Source organism: Klebsiella sp. YJ (genome assembly GCF_002108615.1).
GTDB classification, from domain to species: domain Bacteria; phylum Pseudomonadota; class Gammaproteobacteria; order Enterobacterales; family Enterobacteriaceae; genus Klebsiella; species Klebsiella planticola.
Window position 1 is genome coordinate 91,142 of sequence record NZ_MTEG01000022.1, and the last position, 16,855, is coordinate 107,996.

Sequence of the window (16,855 nt, forward strand, 5' to 3'; positions counted from 1 at the left end):
ACTTAACGCGTACCGTATACGACGATAGTTTTACCGTGTGCGGAGATCAGGTTCTGATCTTCCAGCATCTTCAGGATACGGCCAACGGTTTCGCGGGAACAGCCAACGATCTGACCAATTTCCTGACGGGTAATTTTAATTTGCATACCATCAGGGTGGGTCATCGCATCCGGCTGTTTTGCCAGGTTCAACAGCGTCTGAGCGATGCGCCCGGTGACGTCGAGGAAGGCAAGGTTACCCACTTTTTCTGAGGTCACCTGCAGACGGCGAGCCATCTGCGACGACAGGCGCATCAGGATATCCGGGTTAACCTGAATGAGCTGACGGAATTTTTTGTAGGAGATTTCGGCCACTTCACATGCGGTTTTCGCACGTACCCAGGCGCTACGCTCCTGGCCTTCTTCAAACAAGCCTAATTCACCGATGAAATCGCCCTGGTTGAGGTAAGAGAGGATCATCTCTTTACCTTCTTCATCCTTGATGAGCACAGCCACAGAGCCTTTGACGATGTAGTACAACGTTTCTGCTTTTTCACCCTGGTGGATCAGCGTGCTTTTAGATGGGTACTTATGAATGTGGCAATGAGACAAGAACCATTCGAGGGTAGGGTCTGTTTGCGGTTTGCCAAGCACCATGCGCGGTTATCCTCTGTTATAAGCTATCTCCGGGTGCCGACACTACACGGCATCCGGGCATGCAATCGTATTGTTTCCCTATGCCTGGGAAACGGCTGGTGAGTTTTCTTCAGCCTGTAATGTGAACTCCTCTGCATACATGCAGTACATCAATGTAATACTGTAGCATCCCGACTGTTTTAGCATAGCTTTTGCCGCATGTCTCCTGGTGTCTCGCTTCAGCATGATGCAGGTCGCCTTCCGTTGCGAGAATTGTTATGTACGCGTAATCTGTCAGGAAAATTGCAACCTCGGAGTTAAATTTTATGCAAGCTCGTGTGAAATGGGTTGAAGGGTTAACCTTCATCGGAGAGTCGGCGTCAGGTCACCAGATTCTGATGGACGGCAACTCCGGAGATAAAGCGCCAAGCCCAATGGAGATGGTGCTGATGGCGGCGGGCGGATGTAGCGCGATCGATGTCGTGTCTATTTTGCAGAAAGGTCGTCACAACGTGACCAACTGTGAAGTCAAGCTGACGTCTGAACGTCGGGAAGAGGCGCCGCGCCTGTTTACCCATATCAACATGCATTTTATCGTCACCGGCAAGGAGCTGAAAGAGGCGGCCGTTTCCCGTGCGGTGGATCTGTCGGCGGAGAAATACTGCTCGGTGGCGCTGATGCTGCAAAAAGCGGTGAATATCACCCACACCTATGAAGTGGTGGAAGGCTAAGCAGTCTTCCCGGAGAGCGGCGCAAACGCCTTATCCGGGAGCCGTGAGTGAAGGACGAAAACCCCGCTTAGCGCCATGCGCTCGGGGTTTTTAAACGTGGTTAACTGATTTTCTTCCCTTCCATCAGTCGTTCGACTAGCGGCGTCATGATGAGCTCCATCGCCAGCCCCATTTTCCCGCCAGGCACCACCAGCGTATTGATATGCGAGATAAACGACCCCTGCAGCATCGCCAGCAGCCAGGGGAAATCGATATCCTGCAGGTTGCGGAAGTGGATCACCACAAAGCTTTCATCCAATGACGGAATGCCCTTCGCCGCAAACGGGTTGGAGGTGTCGACAGTGGGGACGCGCTGGAAGTTGATATGGGTGCGCGAAAACTGCGGCGTAATGAAGTTGATATAGTCTTCCATTGAACGGACCACGGAATCCATCACCGCTTCACGGGAGTGGCCGCGTTCACTGGTATCGCGGATGAGCTTCTGAATCCATTCCAGGTTGACGATAGGCACCACGCCGACCAGCAGGTCGACATTCTGCGCGACGTTATACTGCGGCGTAACAACCCCGCCGTGCAGCCCTTCATAAAACAGGACATCGGTCGGTTCCGGTAGCGGTTGCCACGGTGTGAATGTGCCCGGCACCTGATTCCACGGCACCGCCTCATCATAGGTATGCAAATACTTGCGCGACTGGCCGCTACCGTTACGCCCGTACTCAAGGAAGGTGTTTTCCAACAGACCGAAGTCGTTGGCTTCCGGACCGAAGTAGCTGATGTGTTTCCCCTGATCGCGCGCTTTGCGGATCGCCATGTCCATTTCCGGGCGGGTATAGCGATGGAAGCTGTCGCCTTCCACCTCAGCGGCACGCAGGTTTAGCTGTGCGAAAATTTTACGAAAGGCGAGGCTGGTGGTCGTGGTTCCCGCGCCGCTGGAGCCCGTGACGGCAATCACCGGATGTTTGGCAGACATAACAACTCCCAGATTAAACGATGTGTGGCGCCGCCTTAGCCGTGAAACTGCTTGCGGGGCATGATGTTGACCGTCTCGTGCAGTTCTGACCACACCAGTACGGCTTCTCCGCTTTTCAATTGCTGTTTGACGTCGGCGACTTTATCCGCCAGCGAGCGTTCATGTTCACCATAATCGGTGCCTTCACGCAACACAAAGCTTTCGATCAGGTTATCCAGCGTTTCGGGATCCAGATCGTGCCAGGGAATAATCATTTTTGTACTCCCAACCAACGGGTTAACCAGTCCGGGATACGCTTTTCCAGCCACATTTCCGGCTTGCGCAGCGTGCCGCCAACGAATCCGACGTGTCCGCCATTTTCTGTCAGCTGATACTCGACGTTTACCGGGAGTTGCTCTTGCGGCGGAATGGAGTGGTGGTCCATAAAAGGATCGTCCTTCGCATGAATGATCAACGTCGGTTTAGTAATGTCGCTGAGCCGCGGCATTGCGCTACACTGGCGATAGTAGTCCAGCGCATCCGCAAATCCGTGAATCCGGGCAGTGATCATATCGTCAAACTCGCGGATGCGGCGCATACCTTTGAGCTGGCGCAGATCAACCGGTAGCGAGCCGGGATAGGCTTTCAGCTTACGCGCGGCGTTGGCCTTTAACAGATTGAGCAGATAACGTTGATAGACCCGGGAAAAGCCCTTGTCCATATGATAGCTGCAGGCTTCGAGCATGAACGGGGCTGAGACAATAACCGCGGCATCCAGCGGGACATTATCGCCTTCTTCGGCCAGCAGGCAGCCCAGCATATTGCCGCCCAGCGAATAGCCGACGGCGGCGGTCGGCACCGCACCCCATTCGCGTTGTAGCCAGTGCAGGAACCAGCTGCCATCTTCGGTTTCACCCGAATGATAGATGCGGTTATTGCGATTGGGTTCGCCGCTACAGCCGCGGAAATGCATCACCACGCCCAGCCAGCCGCGCTGCATGGCTGCATGGATAAGGCCATGAGCATAGGGGCTGTGCAGACTGCCCTCCAGTCCGTGGAACACGACCAGTCGCGGTTTATGTTGCGCCCCGGCGGGGTCTTCGCTCCACGCCAGATCGACAAAATCACCGTCCGGGAGTTCAAGTCGCTGCCAGTGCGGCGTGAATCCCAGCTTACGGCGAATCAGGCGCGGCAGCATGGTCTGCAGATGACGATTGCCCACGCCGCGCATAGGGTGAAACTCGCGCGAGTCGTCTTCGGGGGGCGTCATTTCTGTGGGGGTGATTTCAACCATAGCACCAGAGCAGTTAATCATCTTATAAAACAGTATACCGCGCATGAAGTGCGCAGGTTATCCAATATGTGGTCTTGCGGCCTGCGCTATAGGTTACACGAAATTGAAGCCGGATGAGGACTGCTCTTGCGGGATAAGGATGACCCGCTGCCCGGGAGGGCTGGAAGGGGAAACGGCCCCGCCAGGAGCGAATGGCCGTGGGGCTGGCTCAAAACATGCTGTTGCCGCTGGCGGTTTTTTCCGGAACCGTCTGAATAACATCCCAGTGCTCAACGATCTTGTTCTGCGCATCGAGGCGGAAAATATCGATAATCGCCCGGGTGACGCCCGGCTCGCGGCCGGTGGACGCAACGTGCAGAACGACATAGTCGCCGTCGACAATCACCCGTTTAATCTCGCTGTGAGAGTCGGGGAATTTCTCTTTCAGAAAGGCGATGAATTGACGAAAGCCTTCAGGCCCATCCTTCGCGCCAGGATTATGCTGGATATACTCCTGCCCTAGGTAGGTTTTTGCGGCATCAAAGTCTTTATCGTTCAGCGCCTTATTATAAAAAGCGATGACGTTTTCTTTGTTCTTTAATTCGCTTGCGGTGTAGGCGGCAAAAGCAGAGTGGGTCAGGGTGCAAAGCAGTGAGAGGGAGATGAGCGTTTTTTTTACCATGGCAATGCCTCTTCGCAGATGAGTGTTGCGGTTTTTAGCAGGGGCATATCACGACGTGTTCCCATAACCTGGCGCCGCTGCGTTTATGCCCCCTGCCCGATCATAACCGGTCTTAACCTTCCTGCAGCATCTGTTCCAGCTGCTCTTGTGCATCCAGCCAGGCCATTTCACACTCTTCCAGACCGGATTTGGCACTGGCCTGCTGCTGCAGACAGGTGGTCAGCTCGGCTTTGCGGGAGGCATCATACAGCCCGCTGTCGCCGAGCTTCTCTTCCGCCTGGGCGAGCTGCGCGTTGAGCTTATCCATCTCTTTTTCGAGGCGGGTAATCTCTTTACGCAGCGGTTGAGTGAGCGTGCGTAATTCCGCTTCCCGACGTTTCTGGTCTTTGCGGGCCTGCGCGCTGTTACCGCTCTCTTTCGCCACGTCAGACGACGAGCTCTCCTGTTTCTGTGAGTCGCTGAGCCACTGCTGATAATCCTCCAGGTCGCCATCGAACTGCTCGACTTTGCCGTCATGCACCAGATAGAGATCGTCGGTGGTGGAACGGATCAGGTGGCGATCGTGCGAGACCACAACCAACGCGCCTTCGAAATCAATCAGCGCTTCGGTCAAGGCCTGACGCATATCGAGATCGAGGTGGTTCGTCGGTTCATCGAGCAGCAGAAGGTTAGGGCGCTGCCAGACGATTAACGCCAGCACCAGACGGGCCTTTTCACCGCCGGAGAAACGCTGAGTCTCTTCGTTGACCTTATCGCTCTGGAAACCAAATCCGCCGAGATAGTCGCGCAGCTTCTGCTCTGTCTCCTGAGGCGCCAGGCGAGCCAGATGCTGTAATGGGGATTCGTCAGCGCGCAGAAACTCCAGCTGATGCTGAGCGAAGTAGCCGAGCTTAATGCCTTTAGCGAGGCCAATCTCGCCATGCAGCGGCTGGAGTTCGCCAGCCAGCAGTTTGATCAGCGTCGACTTGCCGGCGCCGTTGCGCCCTAACAGGCCAATGCGCGAACCGGGCACCAGGTTTAACTTGATCGAGTCCAGAATCACCCGTTCGCCGTAGCCGGCGCTGACTTTTTCCATTTTCAGCAGCGGGTTTGGCAGGCTTTCCGGCGCGCGGAAACTGAAGTGGAACGGGTTATCGACGTGAGCCGGAGCGATAAGCTCCATACGCTCCAGCATCTTAATACGGCTTTGCGCCTGCTTGGCCTTGGTGGCCTTGGCGCGAAAGCGGTCGATATAACTTTGCAGATGCGCGACGCGCAGTTGCTGGCTTTCATACATCGACTGCTGCTGTGACAGACGGGTTGCGCGCTGCACTTCAAACGAGCTGTAGTTGCCGGTGTATTCGAACATCGTTTGCTGTTCGATATGAATAATTTTATCGACGATCGGGTCCAGGAAGTCACGATCGTGAGAGATCAGAATCAGCGTGCCGGTGTAGCCTTTCAGCCATTTTTCCAGCCAGATGACCGCATCGAGATCGAGGTGGTTAGTCGGTTCATCGAGCAGCAGCAGATCGGAACGACAAATCAGCGCCTGCGCGAGGTTCAGGCGCATACGCCAACCGCCGGAAAAGTCGCTGACCGGGCTTTCAAGCTGCTCATTACTGAACCCCAGCCCGTGCAGCAGGCTGGCGGCGCGCGAACGGATGGTCCAGGCATCAATGGCATCCAGTTTACCGTGCACCGTTGCGATGGCGTGGCCGTCATTGCGCTCGTTGGCCAGGTTTAAATCGGCTTCGAGCTGGCGGTATTCGCGATCGCCATCAATAACATAATCAATGGCTGGCTGCGGCAGCGCAGGGGTTTCCTGATTAACCCACGCCAGCTGCCAGTTACCCGGAAAGGTCATACTGCCGCCGTCGGCGCTAATCTCGTTTTTCAAAAGCGACAGCAGCGTGGATTTGCCGCAGCCGTTTTTTCCCACCAGGCCGACCTTCTGGCCAGGATTGATGGTTGCGGTGGCGTTGTCCAGGAGGACCCGTACGCCGCGACGAATTTGTAACGAGGAGAAAACAATCATAAGGCGCCGTATGTTCTGACTATGTTAGTTTGTCATTATGATAATGTAATGTGGTAGCAAATTGCTCCACCGGGCCGCAATGGTAGCCCAAAACGAAGACGATACACAAAGTCATTCTGGTTGCGTCGGGACGCAGCCGTTGTACAGGCCACCAGAAGACGTTCGGGAGGGGAATGATGTCTCAGACAGCGAAGGTTTTGCTGCTGTATGCCCACCCAGAATCCCAGGATTCCGTGGCCAACCGGGTTTTACTTGAACCGGCTTTACAGTTGCCTAATGTCACCGTGCACGATCTCTATGCACACTACCCAGATTTTTTTATCGATATTGCTCACGAGCAGGATCTGTTGCGCCAGCATGAGGTGATTGTTTTCCAGCACCCGCTTTATACGTGGAGCTGCCCGGCATTGCTGAAGGAGTGGCTGGACAGAGTGCTGACCCGCGGCTTTGCCAGCGGCGCCGGAGGGAACCAGCTTGCGGGAAAGTACTGGCGTAGCGTGATTACCACCGGTGAGCCCGAGAGCGCCTACCGACGCGATGCCAATCGCTATCCCATGAACGACATCCTGCGCCCATTTGAACTGACTGCCGGCATGTGCCGGATGCACTGGATGAGTCCGATTATTGTCTACTGGGCTCGCCGACAATCGCCTGCCGATCTGAAAAATCACGCGCGTGCTTATCGCGACTGGCTGGCTAATCCCATCGCGGCAGGAGGCATAAATGGAGGGCGCTGATCTGCTGTTAGCGGGAGTCTTGTTTCTGTTTTCTGCCGTGGTGGCGGTGCCGTTGGCCGCCCGGCTGGGCATCGGTGCGGTATTAGGCTATCTGCTGGCCGGCATTGCGATTGGTCCCTGGGGGCTGGGATTTATTAGCGATGTCGATGAGATTTTGCACTTCTCCGAACTGGGCGTTGTGTTCCTGATGTTCATCATCGGACTGGAGCTGAATCCGGCTAAGCTCTGGCGCCTGCGCAGCTCCATTTTTGGCGTCGGGGCGGCGCAGGTCGTGCTCAGCGCGGGTATCCTCGGCGGATTACTGATAGTGACCGGGTTTTCCTGGCAGGCGGCGGTAGTCGGCGGTATTGGTCTGGCGATGTCGTCCACGGCAATGGCGCTGCAGCTGATGCGTGAGAAAGGAATGAGTCGCAGCGAGTCCGGCCAGCTGGGTTTTTCCGTGCTGCTGTTCCAGGATCTGGCGGTGATCCCCGCGCTGGCTCTGGTTCCGCTGTTGGCCGGTTCCGGTGATGACCATCTTAACTGGGTGACCGTCGGGCTGAAGGTTTTGGCCTTCGCGGGGATGCTTATTGGCGGCCGTTTTCTGCTGCGACCTGTTTTTCGGTTTATCGCCGGCTCCGGGGTCCGAGAAGTATTTACCGCCGCGACGCTGCTGCTGGTACTGGGATCGGCCTTGTTTATGGACGCGCTCGGTCTGTCTATGGCGCTCGGTACCTTCATCGCCGGCGTTCTGCTGGCTGAAAGCGAGTATCGCCATGAGCTGGAGATCGCCATTGAGCCGTTTAAAGGGCTCTTGCTCGGGTTGTTCTTTATTTCCGTCGGCATGGCATTGAATCTGGGCGTGCTCTATACCCACTTACTGTGGGTGGCGGCAAGCGTTGCCGTGCTGGTGGCGGTGAAAAGCCTCGTGCTGTACGGCCTGGCGCGGGTATACGGGTTGCGTAGCTCGGAACGGATGCAGTTTGCGGGAGTGCTGAGCCAGGGGGGCGAGTTTGCGTTTGTGCTGTTCTCACTGCCGGCCTCGCTGCGACTGTTCGAAAACGATCAGATGGCGCTGCTGCTGGTGACGGTCACGCTATCGATGATGACGACGCCGCTGCTGATGACGCTTATCGATCAAATTCTCTCCCGGCGCTTTAACCAACCGGAAGAAGAAGATGAAGCGCCGTGGGTTGAGGACGATAAACCGCAGGTGATTATTGTCGGCTTTGGCCGCTTCGGGCAGGTTATTGGTCGTTTGCTGATGGCCAATAAAATGCGGATTACCGTGCTGGAGCGCGATATCAGTGCGGTTAACCTGATGCGTAAATATGGCTATAAAGTCTATTTTGGCGATGCGACGCAACTGGAGCTGCTGCGCTCGGCGGGGGCGGAGGATGCGCAGTCGATTGTTATCACCTGCAACGAGCCGGAAGATACCATGAAGCTGGTGGAGATGTGTCAGCAACACTTTCCGCATCTGAATATTCTGGCGCGCGCCCGGGGGCGTGTTGAGGCGCATGAATTGCTGCAGGCCGGCGTGAAACAGTTTTCGCGTGAAACGTTTTCCAGCGCGCTGGAGTTGGGGCGCAAGGCATTGATTACCCTGGGCATGCATCCGCATCAGGCGCAGCGTGCGCAGCTGCACTTCCGTCGTCTGGATATGCGAATGCTGCGTGAGTTAATGCCCGTGAATACTGATACGCTGCAGATATCACGCGTGCGGGAGGCTCGCCGGGAGCTGGAAGAGATTTTCCAGCGCGAGATGCAGAAAGAGAGCAGGCAGCTTGACGGTTGGGATGAGTTTGAATAAGGGTCAAATAATGATGGCTGTACGTAAACGTTTTATTGCCGGTGCAAAATGTCCGGCGTGCCAGGCGCAGGATTCTCTGGCAATGTGGCGTGAGAATAATGTCGATATTGTTGAGTGTGTTAAGTGTGGTCACCAGATGCGTGAGGCGGATAAAGAGGCGCGCGAGCACGTCCGCAAAGATGAACAAGTGATTGGCATTTTTCATCCGGACTAGCGTTATCTGTCGCCTTTTTTTAAGCTAGAGGGTACACGGCTGCAGAATTCCGCTACAATCTGCGCCACTATTCTTCCCATGCTCAGGAGATATCATGAAAGTAGCAAAAGACCTGGTGGTCAGCCTGGCCTATCAGGTACGTACAGAAGACGGTGTGTTGGTTGATGAGTCTCCGGTAAGCGCGCCGCTGGACTACCTGCATGGTCACGGCTCCCTGATTTCCGGCCTGGAAAATGCGCTGGATGGTCATGAAGTGGGCGACAAATTTGACGTAGAAGTCGGCGCGAACGATGCGTACGGCCAGTACGACGAAAATCTGGTTCAGCGTGTTCCTAAAGACGTCTTCATGGGCGTTGACGAACTGCAGGTTGGCATGCGTTTCCTGGCGGAAACCGACCAGGGTCCAGTGCCGGTTGAAATCACCGAAGTGGACGATGAGCACGTAGTGGTTGACGGTAACCACATGCTGGCTGGCCAGAATCTGAAGTTCAACGTTGAAGTTGTTGCGATTCGCGAAGCGACTGCAGAAGAGCTGGAGCACGGTCACGTGCACGGCGCCCACGGCCACGATCATGACCACGATCATGAAGGTTGCTGCGGCGGCCACGGCCACGATCACGACCACGGTCATGAACATGGCAAAGGTGGTTGTGGTAACGGCGGCTGCGGTTGCCACTAATCCCCGTCGTCTTTCAGGCCGCAGGCGCGTTGGCCTGGCTTTCAAACCCCGGTGACATTGTTCTCTATGCTGCCGGGAGTTCTCAAGCCTGCCGTCGTTCTGCGAATCGAAATTCTTAGGGTATTCAATCCGGTAGACATAGCGCTGCCGGAGATAGTCAAGCGGGGAAACCCGCTTTTTTTACGCCTCAATAATGTGGTGGGGGCGTTTCTTCTGCCTGTGATGCGATATGCGATGATTGGGTCGCTTTCAGTTTTTCAACCATCAAGCGCATATGTTCACGCATCTTCGCCATTTCTATCTCATGGGCGGTGACGGTCTTGTTGAGGTCTTCAATGGTGATTTCCTGAAACGCCAGCCGGCTTTCCAGCTCCGCCAGGCGAGTCTCCAGTGTACTGTCGTGCATGAGTCACCTCTTCTGTCTTATTTCGCGAGCGGATTCTACTCAACTTTCACCCTTCGCGCAGCAACCTCGCGTAAGACAGGAAACTTATTTATACAAAAATAGTCTGAAAACTGGCGATATTCAGGAAGGTCTGTATGTAGATTTGCTCTGCAACGTTCTATAGTACCTTTTTTGCTTTTTACGATAACCCTGGGGTGAGATGCCCCGGCCCTGGAGAAATGGATGAAATCACTGTTTAAAGTAACGCTGCTGGCGACCACGATGGCTGTCGCCCTGAATGCACCGCTGACCTTTGCGGCTGATACTGCCGCGAAGACGGCACCTGCAACGGATAGCAAAGCGGCATTTAAAAATGACGATCAAAAATCTGCTTATGCGCTGGGTGCTTCACTGGGACGTTACATGGAAAACTCCCTGAAAGAACAAGAAAAACTGGGTATCAAGCTGGATAAAGATCAGCTGATTGCCGGTGTTCAGGATGCGTTTGCGAATAAAAGCAAACTGTCCGATCAAGAAATCGAGCAGACTCTGCAAACCTTCGAGACTCGCGTAAAAACTGCTGCTCAGCAGAAAATGGAAAAAGACGCGACTGAAAACGATGCTAAAGGCAAAGCCTATCGCGACACCTTCGCAAAAGAGAAGGGCGTAAAAACCTCTAAATCTGGCCTGCTGTACAAAGTTGAGAAAGAAGGGACCGGCGACGCACCGAAAGACAGCGACACTGTTGTCGTGAACTACAAAGGTACGCTGATTGACGGTAAAGAGTTCGATAACTCCTACACCCGCGGTGAGCCGCTCTCCTTCCGTCTGGACGGCGTTATCCCTGGCTGGACTGAAGGCCTGAAAAATATCAAGAAAGGCGGCAAAATCAAGCTGGTCATCCCACCGGATCTGGCTTACGGCAAAACTGGCGTCCCGGGTATTCCGGCTAACTCCACGCTGGTCTTCGACGTAGAACTGCTGGATATCAAACCGGCACCGAAAGCCGATGCCAAGCCTGAAGCGGCGGCTGATGCCAAAGCTGACGCACAAAGCGCAGACGAGAAGAAGTAATCTGGTCTAAGCCGCCGCCGTTAAAGGCGGCGGCTTTTTTATTTGGGGCAGATATAATTAAAACTGGAAAGTGCCTCAAGCGCTGTATTACTTTAGTTAGCTTAATAATGATGATGAGCCTGCCCTGACAAGCTACACCTCATCCTTCAAGCTGCCTCTGCATTGGCTGCATCCGCTTATTCCGGTTACGCACTGGAGTCAGCCCTGAGACGTGATAAGAGACATGTTTGCCTCTTACCTCGCCAGCTTACGGCTGGTCAAATTCGTGGTGACGAATGTCTCGGACGTGCACCTCAGCGCATCTTGAACGGTTTTGTGTAAAAAATGACAGGCTCCTGAAAAGGAGTGCTTTTTTTCATGTCCAGGTCGCTTTTAACCAACGAAACCAGTGAGCTTGACCTGCTGGATCAACGTCCTTTCGACCAGACCGACTTCGATATCCTCAAATCCTATGAAGCGGTTGTGGACGGGTTAGCGATGCTCATTGGTTCCCATTGCGAGATCGTGCTGCATTCTTTACAGGATCTGAAATGCTCCGCCATCCGCATCGCCAACGGTGAGCATACCGGGCGCCAAATCGGCTCGCCGATTACCGATCTTGCGCTGCGCATGCTGCATGATATGACGGGGGCCGATAGCAGCGTATCCAAGTGTTACTTTACGCGGGCGAAGAGCGGCGTCCTGATGAAGTCCGTCACGATCGCGATTCGCAACCGTGAACATCGGGTCATCGGTCTGCTGTGCATCAACATGAACCTTGATGTGCCGTTCTCACAGATAATGAGCACCTTTATTCCGCCGGAAACGCCTGAGGTGAACTCTCAGGTTAACTTTGCCTCGTCCGTCGACGATTTGGTCGCTCAAACTCTTGAGTTCACTATCGAAGAAGTGAATGCTGACCGTAATGTTTCCAACAATGCTAAAAATCGCCAGATTGTCCTGAATCTCTACGAGAAAGGGATCTTTGATATCAAAGATGCCATCAACCAGGTTGCCGATCGGCTGAATATTTCCAAACATACGGTCTATCTCTATATCCGTCAGTTTAAGAGCGGCGATTTCCAGGGGCTGGATAAGTAATGCGTTTTGCCATTACGGTGACAGGGCCAGCCTACGGTACGCAGCAGGCCAGCAGCGCCTGGCAGTTTGCCCAGGCCATTTTGCAAGAGGGTCATGAGCTGGACTGTGTCTTCTTCTATCGTGAAGGCGTCTACAACGCCAACCAGCTGACTGCACCCGCCAGCGATGAATTTGACCTGGTACGCGCGTGGCAGCGGCTGCATGACGATCATGCTGTCGCGCTGCACATCTGCGTGGCGGCAGCCCTGCGTCGCGGTGTCACCGATGAACAAGAAGCTCAGCAGCTGGGGTTGCCGGGTCATAATCTGCAGCCCGGATTTACGCTGAGCGGCTTGGGTGCGCTGGCGGAAGCCTCATTAACCTGCGATCGGATGGTGCAGTTCTGATGAAACGCGTTGCCTTTGTTTTTTCTTCTGCCCCACATGGTTCTGCGTCGGGTCGGGAAGGTCTGGATGCGCTGCTGGCGACTTCCGCGCTGACCGATGAGATCGGCGTATTCTTTGTCGGCGACGGCGTCTTCCAACTGCTGCCCGGGCAACAACCGTCGGCGGTGCTTGCCCGCGATTACATCGCGACCTTTAAACTTTTGCCGCTGTACGATATCGACGCGTGCTGGATATGCGCAGCGTCTGCCCGCGAACGCGGCCTGAATGCCGGGACGGCGTGGGTAGTGGATGCCGGGTGGCTTGAACCCGAAGCGCTGCGCGCCCGACTCGATGATTTCAACGTGATTTTACGTTTCTGAGGACTGAATGCTCCACACACTCAGCTCGTCCCCGTGGCACACCGATCTCCGCGCGATGCTGCGCCTGGTAAAGGATGGCGACGATCTCCTGCTGCTTTCTGATGGCGTGATTGCGGCTATTGCCGGCGGACCCTTCCTTGAAATCCTGCACTCTGCCCCCATAACCATTCATGCTCTGCAAGACGATATCGATGCCCGCGGGCTGGCTGGTCAAATTGCGGACAGTGTCATCAGGGTTAGCTATACTGATTTCGTCAGAATGTCGGTCAAACATCCTGGACAGTTGTCCTGGTAATGGCGGGATCGTTGTATATTTCTTGACACCTTTTCGGCACCGCCCTAAAATTCTGCGTCCTCATATTATATGAGGCGATTTATTACGTGTTTACGAAGCAAAAGCTAAAACCAGGAGCTATTTAATGGCAACAATTAACCAGCTGGTACGCAAACCACGCGCACGCAAAGTTGCAAAGAGCAACGTGCCTGCACTGGAAGCCTGCCCGCAGAAACGTGGCGTATGTACTCGCGTATATACCACCACTCCTAAAAAACCGAACTCCGCACTGCGTAAAGTTTGCCGTGTTCGTCTGACTAACGGTTTCGAAGTCACCTCCTACATCGGTGGTGAAGGTCACAACCTGCAGGAACACTCCGTGATCCTGATCCGTGGCGGTCGTGTAAAAGACCTTCCGGGTGTTCGTTACCACACCGTTCGTGGTGCGCTTGACTGCTCCGGCGTTAAAGACCGTAAGCAAGCTCGCTCCAAGTATGGCGTGAAGCGTCCTAAGGCTTAATGGTTCTCCGTTAAGTAAGGCCAAACGTTTTATATTAATGTCAAACTAAACTCTTTGAGTTTTGGACAATCCTGAATTAACAACGGAGTATTTCCATGCCACGTCGTCGCGTCATTGGTCAGCGTAAAATCCTTCCAGATCCTAAGTTCGGATCAGAACTGCTGGCAAAATTTGTAAACATCCTGATGGTAGATGGTAAAAAATCTACTGCAGAAGCTATCGTATACAGCGCGCTGGAGACCCTGGCTCAGCGCTCTGGTAAAAATGAACTGGAAGCTTTCGAAGTCGCTCTGGACAACGTCCGTCCGACCGTCGAAGTTAAGTCCCGCCGCGTAGGTGGTTCTACTTACCAGGTTCCAGTTGAAGTCCGTCCGGTTCGTCGTAATGCCCTGGCAATGCGTTGGATCGTAGAAGCTGCTCGTAAACGTGGTGATAAATCCATGGCTCTGCGTCTGGCGAACGAACTTTCTGACGCTGCAGACAACAAAGGTACTGCAGTTAAGAAACGTGAAGACGTTCACCGCATGGCAGAAGCCAACAAGGCGTTCGCTCACTACCGTTGGTAATCCCTTCGGAGTCATAGTCACCAGGCGGGCGCTTCAGGTAAGTCGCCCGTGCTGGATAACTTAACTGAACGCCTAAAGAAATAAACGAGGAATCAAATGGCTCGTACAACACCCATCGCACGCTACCGTAACATCGGTATCAGTGCGCACATCGACGCCGGTAAAACCACTACTACCGAACGTATTCTGTTCTACACCGGTGTAAACCACAAAATCGGTGAAGTTCATGACGGCGCAGCAACCATGGACTGGATGGAGCAGGAGCAAGAGCGTGGTATCACTATCACCTCCGCAGCGACTACTGCATTCTGGTCTGGTATGGCTAAGCAGTATGAACCGCATCGCGTTAACATCATCGACACCCCGGGGCACGTTGACTTCACTATCGAAGTAGAACGTTCCATGCGTGTGCTTGATGGTGCGGTAATGGTTTACTGCGCAGTTGGTGGTGTTCAGCCGCAGTCTGAAACCGTATGGCGTCAGGCAAACAAATATAAAGTTCCGCGCATTGCGTTCGTTAACAAAATGGACCGCATGGGTGCGAACTTCCTGAAAGTTGTTGGTCAGATCAAAACCCGTCTGGGCGCGAACCCGGTTCCGCTGCAGCTGGCAATTGGTGCTGAAGAAGGTTTCACCGGTGTTGTTGACCTGGTGAAAATGAAAGCCATCAACTGGAACGAAGAAGACGCAGGCGTAACCTTCACCTATGAAGATATCCCGGCTGACATGCAGGATCTGGCTGAAGAATGGCACCAGAACCTGATCGAGTCCGCTGCAGAAGCTTCAGAAGAGCTGATGGAGAAATACCTGGGTGGTGAAGAACTGACTGAAGAAGAGATCAAAAAAGCTCTGCGTCAGCGTGTTCTGAACAACGAAATCATCCTGGTAACCTGTGGTTCTGCATTTAAGAACAAAGGTGTTCAGGCGATGCTGGATGCGGTAATTGATTACCTGCCATCCCCGGTTGATGTACCTGCGATCAACGGTATTCTGGACGACGGTAAAGATACTCCGGCTGAGCGTCACGCTAGCGATGAAGAGCCGTTTGCTGCTCTGGCATTTAAAATCGCTACCGACCCGTTCGTGGGTAACCTGACCTTCTTCCGCGTTTACTCCGGTGTGGTTAACTCTGGTGATACCATCCTGAACTCCGTGAAATCTGCACGTGAGCGTTTCGGTCGTATCGTACAGATGCACGCTAACAAACGTGAAGAGATCAAAGAAGTTCGCGCGGGCGACATCGCTGCTGCTATCGGTCTGAAAGACGTGACTACTGGTGACACCCTGTGTAACCCGGATCACCCGATCATTCTGGAGCGTATGGAATTCCCTGAGCCGGTAATCTCCATCGCTGTTGAACCGAAAACCAAAGCTGACCAGGAAAAAATGGGTCTGGCTCTGGGTCGTCTGGCGAAAGAAGACCCGTCATTCCGCGTATGGACTGACGAAGAATCTAACCAGACCATTATCGCCGGTATGGGTGAGCTGCACCTCGACATCATCGTTGACCGTATGAAGCGTGAATTCAACGTTGAAGCGAACGTCGGTAAACCTCAGGTTGCTTACCGCGAAGCGATTCGTGCGAAAGTTACCGATATCGAAGGTAAACATGCCAAGCAGTCTGGTGGTCGCGGTCAGTATGGTCACGTTGTGATCGACATGTACCCGCTGGAGCCGGGCTCAAATCCGAAAGGATACGAGTTCATCAACGACATCAAAGGTGGTGTAATTCCTGGCGAATACATCCCGGCCGTTGATAAAGGCATCCAGGAACAGCTGAAAGCTGGTCCGCTGGCAGGTTACCCGGTAGTTGATCTCGGCGTGCGTCTGCACTTCGGTTCTTACCATGACGTTGACTCCTCTGAACTGGCGTTTAAACTGGCCGCTTCTATTGCCTTCAAAGATGGCTTTAAGAAAGCGAAACCAGTTCTGCTTGAGCCGATCATGAAGGTTGAAGTAGAAACTCCGGAAGAGAACACTGGTGACGTCATCGGTGACCTTAGCCGTCGTCGTGGTATGCTGCGTGGTCAAGAATCCAACGTGACTGGCGTTGTGATTCACGCTGAAGTTCCGCTGTCTGAAATGTTCGGATATGCAACTCAGCTGCGTTCCCTGACCAAAGGTCGTGCTTCTTACTCCATGGAGTTCCTGAAGTATGATGACGCGCCGAACAACGTTGCTCAGGCCGTAATTGAAGCCCGTGGTAAATAAGCCGTAGGGTTAAAACCAAAATCCCGTGCTCTCTCCTGAAGGGGAGAGCGCTATAGTAAGGAATATAGCCGTGTCTAAAGAAAAATTTGAACGTACAAAACCGCACGTCAACGTCGGTACTATCGGCCACGTTGACCATGGTAAAACTACTCTGACCGCTGCAATCACTACCGTTCTGGCTAAAACCTACGGTGGTTCTGCTCGTGCATTCGACCAGATCGATAACGCACCGGAAGAAAAAGCTCGTGGTATCACCATCAACACTTCTCACGTTGAATATGACACCCCGACTCGCCACTACGCACACGTAGA

Annotated in this window: 21 protein-coding genes; 14 read left to right on the top strand and 7 right to left on the bottom strand. The window is 53.9% G+C overall.

The genetic code is table 11. The features are described from left to right. Nucleotides 1–2 precede the first annotated feature (2 nt). Nucleotides 3–635 (bottom strand): cAMP-activated global transcriptional regulator CRP, encoded by a 633-nt coding sequence (crp, locus tag BV390_RS21485; RefSeq protein ID WP_000242758.1) that lies wholly within the window; start codon nt 633–635, stop codon nt 3–5. A 305-nt stretch (nt 636–940) separates the two neighbouring features. Here crp and BV390_RS21490 point away from each other — a divergent pair, with 305 nt between their 5' ends. Next, nucleotides 941–1,345: an OsmC family protein gene (locus tag BV390_RS21490; RefSeq protein ID WP_032690471.1), complete on the top strand. Its 405-nt coding sequence runs from the start codon at nt 941–943 to the stop codon at nt 1,343–1,345. A gap of 100 nt (nt 1,346–1,445) precedes the next feature. Here BV390_RS21490 and BV390_RS21495 read toward each other — a convergent pair whose 3' ends face one another. From BV390_RS21495 to BV390_RS21515, 5 genes are all read right to left on the bottom strand, one after another. After that, nucleotides 1,446–2,315, bottom strand: a complete 870-nt coding sequence (locus BV390_RS21495; protein WP_032690472.1) for a phosphoribulokinase — start codon at nt 2,313–2,315, stop codon at nt 1,446–1,448. Nucleotides 2,316–2,350: 35 nt separating this feature from the next. Continuing rightward, nucleotides 2,351–2,569: a YheU family protein gene (locus BV390_RS21500; protein ID WP_004868412.1), complete on the bottom strand. Its 219-nt coding sequence runs from the start codon at nt 2,567–2,569 to the stop codon at nt 2,351–2,353. After that, nucleotides 2,566–3,564: a hydrolase gene (locus tag BV390_RS21505; protein WP_463671389.1), complete on the bottom strand. Its 999-nt coding sequence runs from the start codon at nt 3,562–3,564 to the stop codon at nt 2,566–2,568. The genes BV390_RS21500 and BV390_RS21505 overlap by 4 nt, the downstream gene beginning before the upstream one ends. 232 nt (nt 3,565–3,796) lie before the next feature. Further along, nucleotides 3,797–4,249, bottom strand: a complete 453-nt coding sequence (locus tag BV390_RS21510; RefSeq protein ID WP_085397321.1) for a nuclear transport factor 2 family protein — start codon at nt 4,247–4,249, stop codon at nt 3,797–3,799. A gap of 112 nt (nt 4,250–4,361) precedes the next feature. Then, entirely contained in the window at nt 4,362–6,266 is a 1,905-nt protein-coding gene (locus BV390_RS21515; RefSeq protein WP_032696887.1) for an ABC transporter ATP-binding protein, read from the bottom strand. 173 nt (nt 6,267–6,439) lie between these two features. On the opposite strand from BV390_RS21515, the gene kefG reads away from it, so the two are divergent. The 4 genes from kefG to slyD all read left to right on the top strand — a co-directional run bounded on the left by kefG (nt 6,440) and on the right by slyD (nt 9,688). After that, nucleotides 6,440–7,003: a glutathione-regulated potassium-efflux system ancillary protein KefG gene (gene kefG, locus BV390_RS21520; RefSeq protein WP_032690475.1), complete on the top strand. Its 564-nt coding sequence runs from the start codon at nt 6,440–6,442 to the stop codon at nt 7,001–7,003. Continuing rightward, nucleotides 6,990–8,795, top strand: coding sequence for a glutathione-regulated potassium-efflux system protein KefB (gene kefB / locus BV390_RS21525; protein WP_064385895.1), 1,806 nt, complete (start codon nt 6,990–6,992; stop codon nt 8,793–8,795). Before kefG ends, kefB begins: the two co-directional genes overlap by 14 nt. Nucleotides 8,796–8,808: 13 nt before the next feature. Beyond that, the gene (locus tag BV390_RS21530; RefSeq protein WP_013364433.1) at nt 8,809–9,009 is read left to right on the top strand and encodes a YheV family putative zinc ribbon protein; all 201 of its coding nucleotides are present in this window, start codon (nt 8,809–8,811) and stop codon (nt 9,007–9,009) included. A 94-nt stretch (nt 9,010–9,103) separates the two neighbouring features. After that, nucleotides 9,104–9,688 (top strand): peptidylprolyl isomerase, encoded by a 585-nt coding sequence (gene slyD / locus BV390_RS21535; RefSeq protein WP_004868397.1) that lies wholly within the window; start codon nt 9,104–9,106, stop codon nt 9,686–9,688. Nucleotides 9,689–9,875: 187 nt separating this feature from the next. On the opposite strand, the gene BV390_RS21540 is transcribed toward slyD, so the two are convergent. Continuing rightward, entirely contained in the window at nt 9,876–10,094 is a 219-nt protein-coding gene (locus BV390_RS21540) for a protein SlyX (RefSeq protein WP_004868395.1), read from the bottom strand. 222 nt (nt 10,095–10,316) lie between these two features. On the opposite strand from BV390_RS21540, the gene fkpA reads away from it, so the two are divergent. The 9 genes from fkpA to BV390_RS21585 form a co-directional block, all read left to right on the top strand. Continuing rightward, nucleotides 10,317–11,147 (top strand): FKBP-type peptidyl-prolyl cis-trans isomerase, encoded by an 831-nt coding sequence (gene fkpA, locus BV390_RS21545; RefSeq protein WP_085397322.1) that lies wholly within the window; start codon nt 10,317–10,319, stop codon nt 11,145–11,147. Between the two features lie 357 nt (nt 11,148–11,504). Further along, nucleotides 11,505–12,227, top strand: coding sequence for a helix-turn-helix transcriptional regulator (locus BV390_RS21550; RefSeq protein ID WP_004868391.1), 723 nt, complete (start codon nt 11,505–11,507; stop codon nt 12,225–12,227). After that, nucleotides 12,227–12,613, top strand: coding sequence for a sulfurtransferase complex subunit TusD (tusD, locus tag BV390_RS21555; protein ID WP_032690478.1), 387 nt, complete (start codon nt 12,227–12,229; stop codon nt 12,611–12,613). The genes BV390_RS21550 and tusD overlap by 1 nt, the downstream gene beginning before the upstream one ends. Beyond that, entirely contained in the window at nt 12,613–12,972 is a 360-nt protein-coding gene (gene tusC / locus BV390_RS21560) for a sulfurtransferase complex subunit TusC (protein ID WP_032690479.1), read from the top strand. Before tusD ends, tusC begins: the two co-directional genes overlap by 1 nt. A 7-nt stretch (nt 12,973–12,979) precedes the next feature. After that, nucleotides 12,980–13,267, top strand: coding sequence for a sulfurtransferase complex subunit TusB (gene tusB / locus BV390_RS21565; RefSeq protein ID WP_032690480.1), 288 nt, complete (start codon nt 12,980–12,982; stop codon nt 13,265–13,267). 124 nt (nt 13,268–13,391) lie between these two features. Continuing rightward, nucleotides 13,392–13,766 (top strand): 30S ribosomal protein S12, encoded by a 375-nt coding sequence (rpsL, locus tag BV390_RS21570; RefSeq protein WP_002920115.1) that lies wholly within the window; start codon nt 13,392–13,394, stop codon nt 13,764–13,766. Between the two features lie 95 nt (nt 13,767–13,861). Beyond that, entirely contained in the window at nt 13,862–14,332 is a 471-nt protein-coding gene (rpsG, locus tag BV390_RS21575) for a 30S ribosomal protein S7 (RefSeq protein ID WP_004106370.1), read from the top strand. Between the two features lie 96 nt (nt 14,333–14,428). After that, nucleotides 14,429–16,543 carry an elongation factor G gene (gene fusA / locus BV390_RS21580; protein ID WP_004868382.1) on the top strand — a complete coding sequence of 705 codons (2,115 nt, stop codon included), beginning with the start codon at nt 14,429–14,431 and terminating at the stop codon, nt 16,541–16,543. Nucleotides 16,544–16,613: 70 nt separating this feature from the next. Further along, nucleotides 16,614–16,855: GTP-binding protein (locus BV390_RS21585; RefSeq protein WP_040171081.1), on the top strand; the 242-nt coding region annotated here is incomplete at its 3' end.

Coding starts and splice junctions, on each gene's coding strand:
- crp (WP_000242758.1), bottom strand. CDS start 635: ATGGTGCTTGGCAAACCGCAAACAGACCCTACCCTCGAATGGTTCTTG.
- BV390_RS21490 (WP_032690471.1), top strand. CDS start 941: ATGCAAGCTCGTGTGAAATGGGTTGAAGGGTTAACCTTCATCGGAGAG.
- BV390_RS21495 (WP_032690472.1), bottom strand. CDS start 2,315: ATGTCTGCCAAACATCCGGTGATTGCCGTCACGGGCTCCAGCGGCGCG.
- BV390_RS21500 (WP_004868412.1), bottom strand. CDS start 2,569: ATGATTATTCCCTGGCACGATCTGGATCCCGAAACGCTGGATAACCTG.
- BV390_RS21505 (WP_463671389.1), bottom strand. CDS start 3,564: ATGACGCCCCCCGAAGACGACTCGCGCGAGTTTCACCCTATGCGCGGC.
- BV390_RS21510 (WP_085397321.1), bottom strand. CDS start 4,249: ATGGTAAAAAAAACGCTCATCTCCCTCTCACTGCTTTGCACCCTGACC.
- BV390_RS21515 (WP_032696887.1), bottom strand. CDS start 6,266: ATGATTGTTTTCTCCTCGTTACAAATTCGTCGCGGCGTACGGGTCCTC.
- kefG (WP_032690475.1), top strand. CDS start 6,440: ATGATGTCTCAGACAGCGAAGGTTTTGCTGCTGTATGCCCACCCAGAA.
- kefB (WP_064385895.1), top strand. CDS start 6,990: ATGGAGGGCGCTGATCTGCTGTTAGCGGGAGTCTTGTTTCTGTTTTCT.
- BV390_RS21530 (WP_013364433.1), top strand. CDS start 8,809: ATGGCTGTACGTAAACGTTTTATTGCCGGTGCAAAATGTCCGGCGTGC.
- slyD (WP_004868397.1), top strand. CDS start 9,104: ATGAAAGTAGCAAAAGACCTGGTGGTCAGCCTGGCCTATCAGGTACGT.
- BV390_RS21540 (WP_004868395.1), bottom strand. CDS start 10,094: ATGCACGACAGTACACTGGAGACTCGCCTGGCGGAGCTGGAAAGCCGG.
- fkpA (WP_085397322.1), top strand. CDS start 10,317: ATGAAATCACTGTTTAAAGTAACGCTGCTGGCGACCACGATGGCTGTC.
- BV390_RS21550 (WP_004868391.1), top strand. CDS start 11,505: ATGTCCAGGTCGCTTTTAACCAACGAAACCAGTGAGCTTGACCTGCTG.
- tusD (WP_032690478.1), top strand. CDS start 12,227: ATGCGTTTTGCCATTACGGTGACAGGGCCAGCCTACGGTACGCAGCAG.
- tusC (WP_032690479.1), top strand. CDS start 12,613: ATGAAACGCGTTGCCTTTGTTTTTTCTTCTGCCCCACATGGTTCTGCG.
- tusB (WP_032690480.1), top strand. CDS start 12,980: ATGCTCCACACACTCAGCTCGTCCCCGTGGCACACCGATCTCCGCGCG.
- rpsL (WP_002920115.1), top strand. CDS start 13,392: ATGGCAACAATTAACCAGCTGGTACGCAAACCACGCGCACGCAAAGTT.
- rpsG (WP_004106370.1), top strand. CDS start 13,862: ATGCCACGTCGTCGCGTCATTGGTCAGCGTAAAATCCTTCCAGATCCT.
- fusA (WP_004868382.1), top strand. CDS start 14,429: ATGGCTCGTACAACACCCATCGCACGCTACCGTAACATCGGTATCAGT.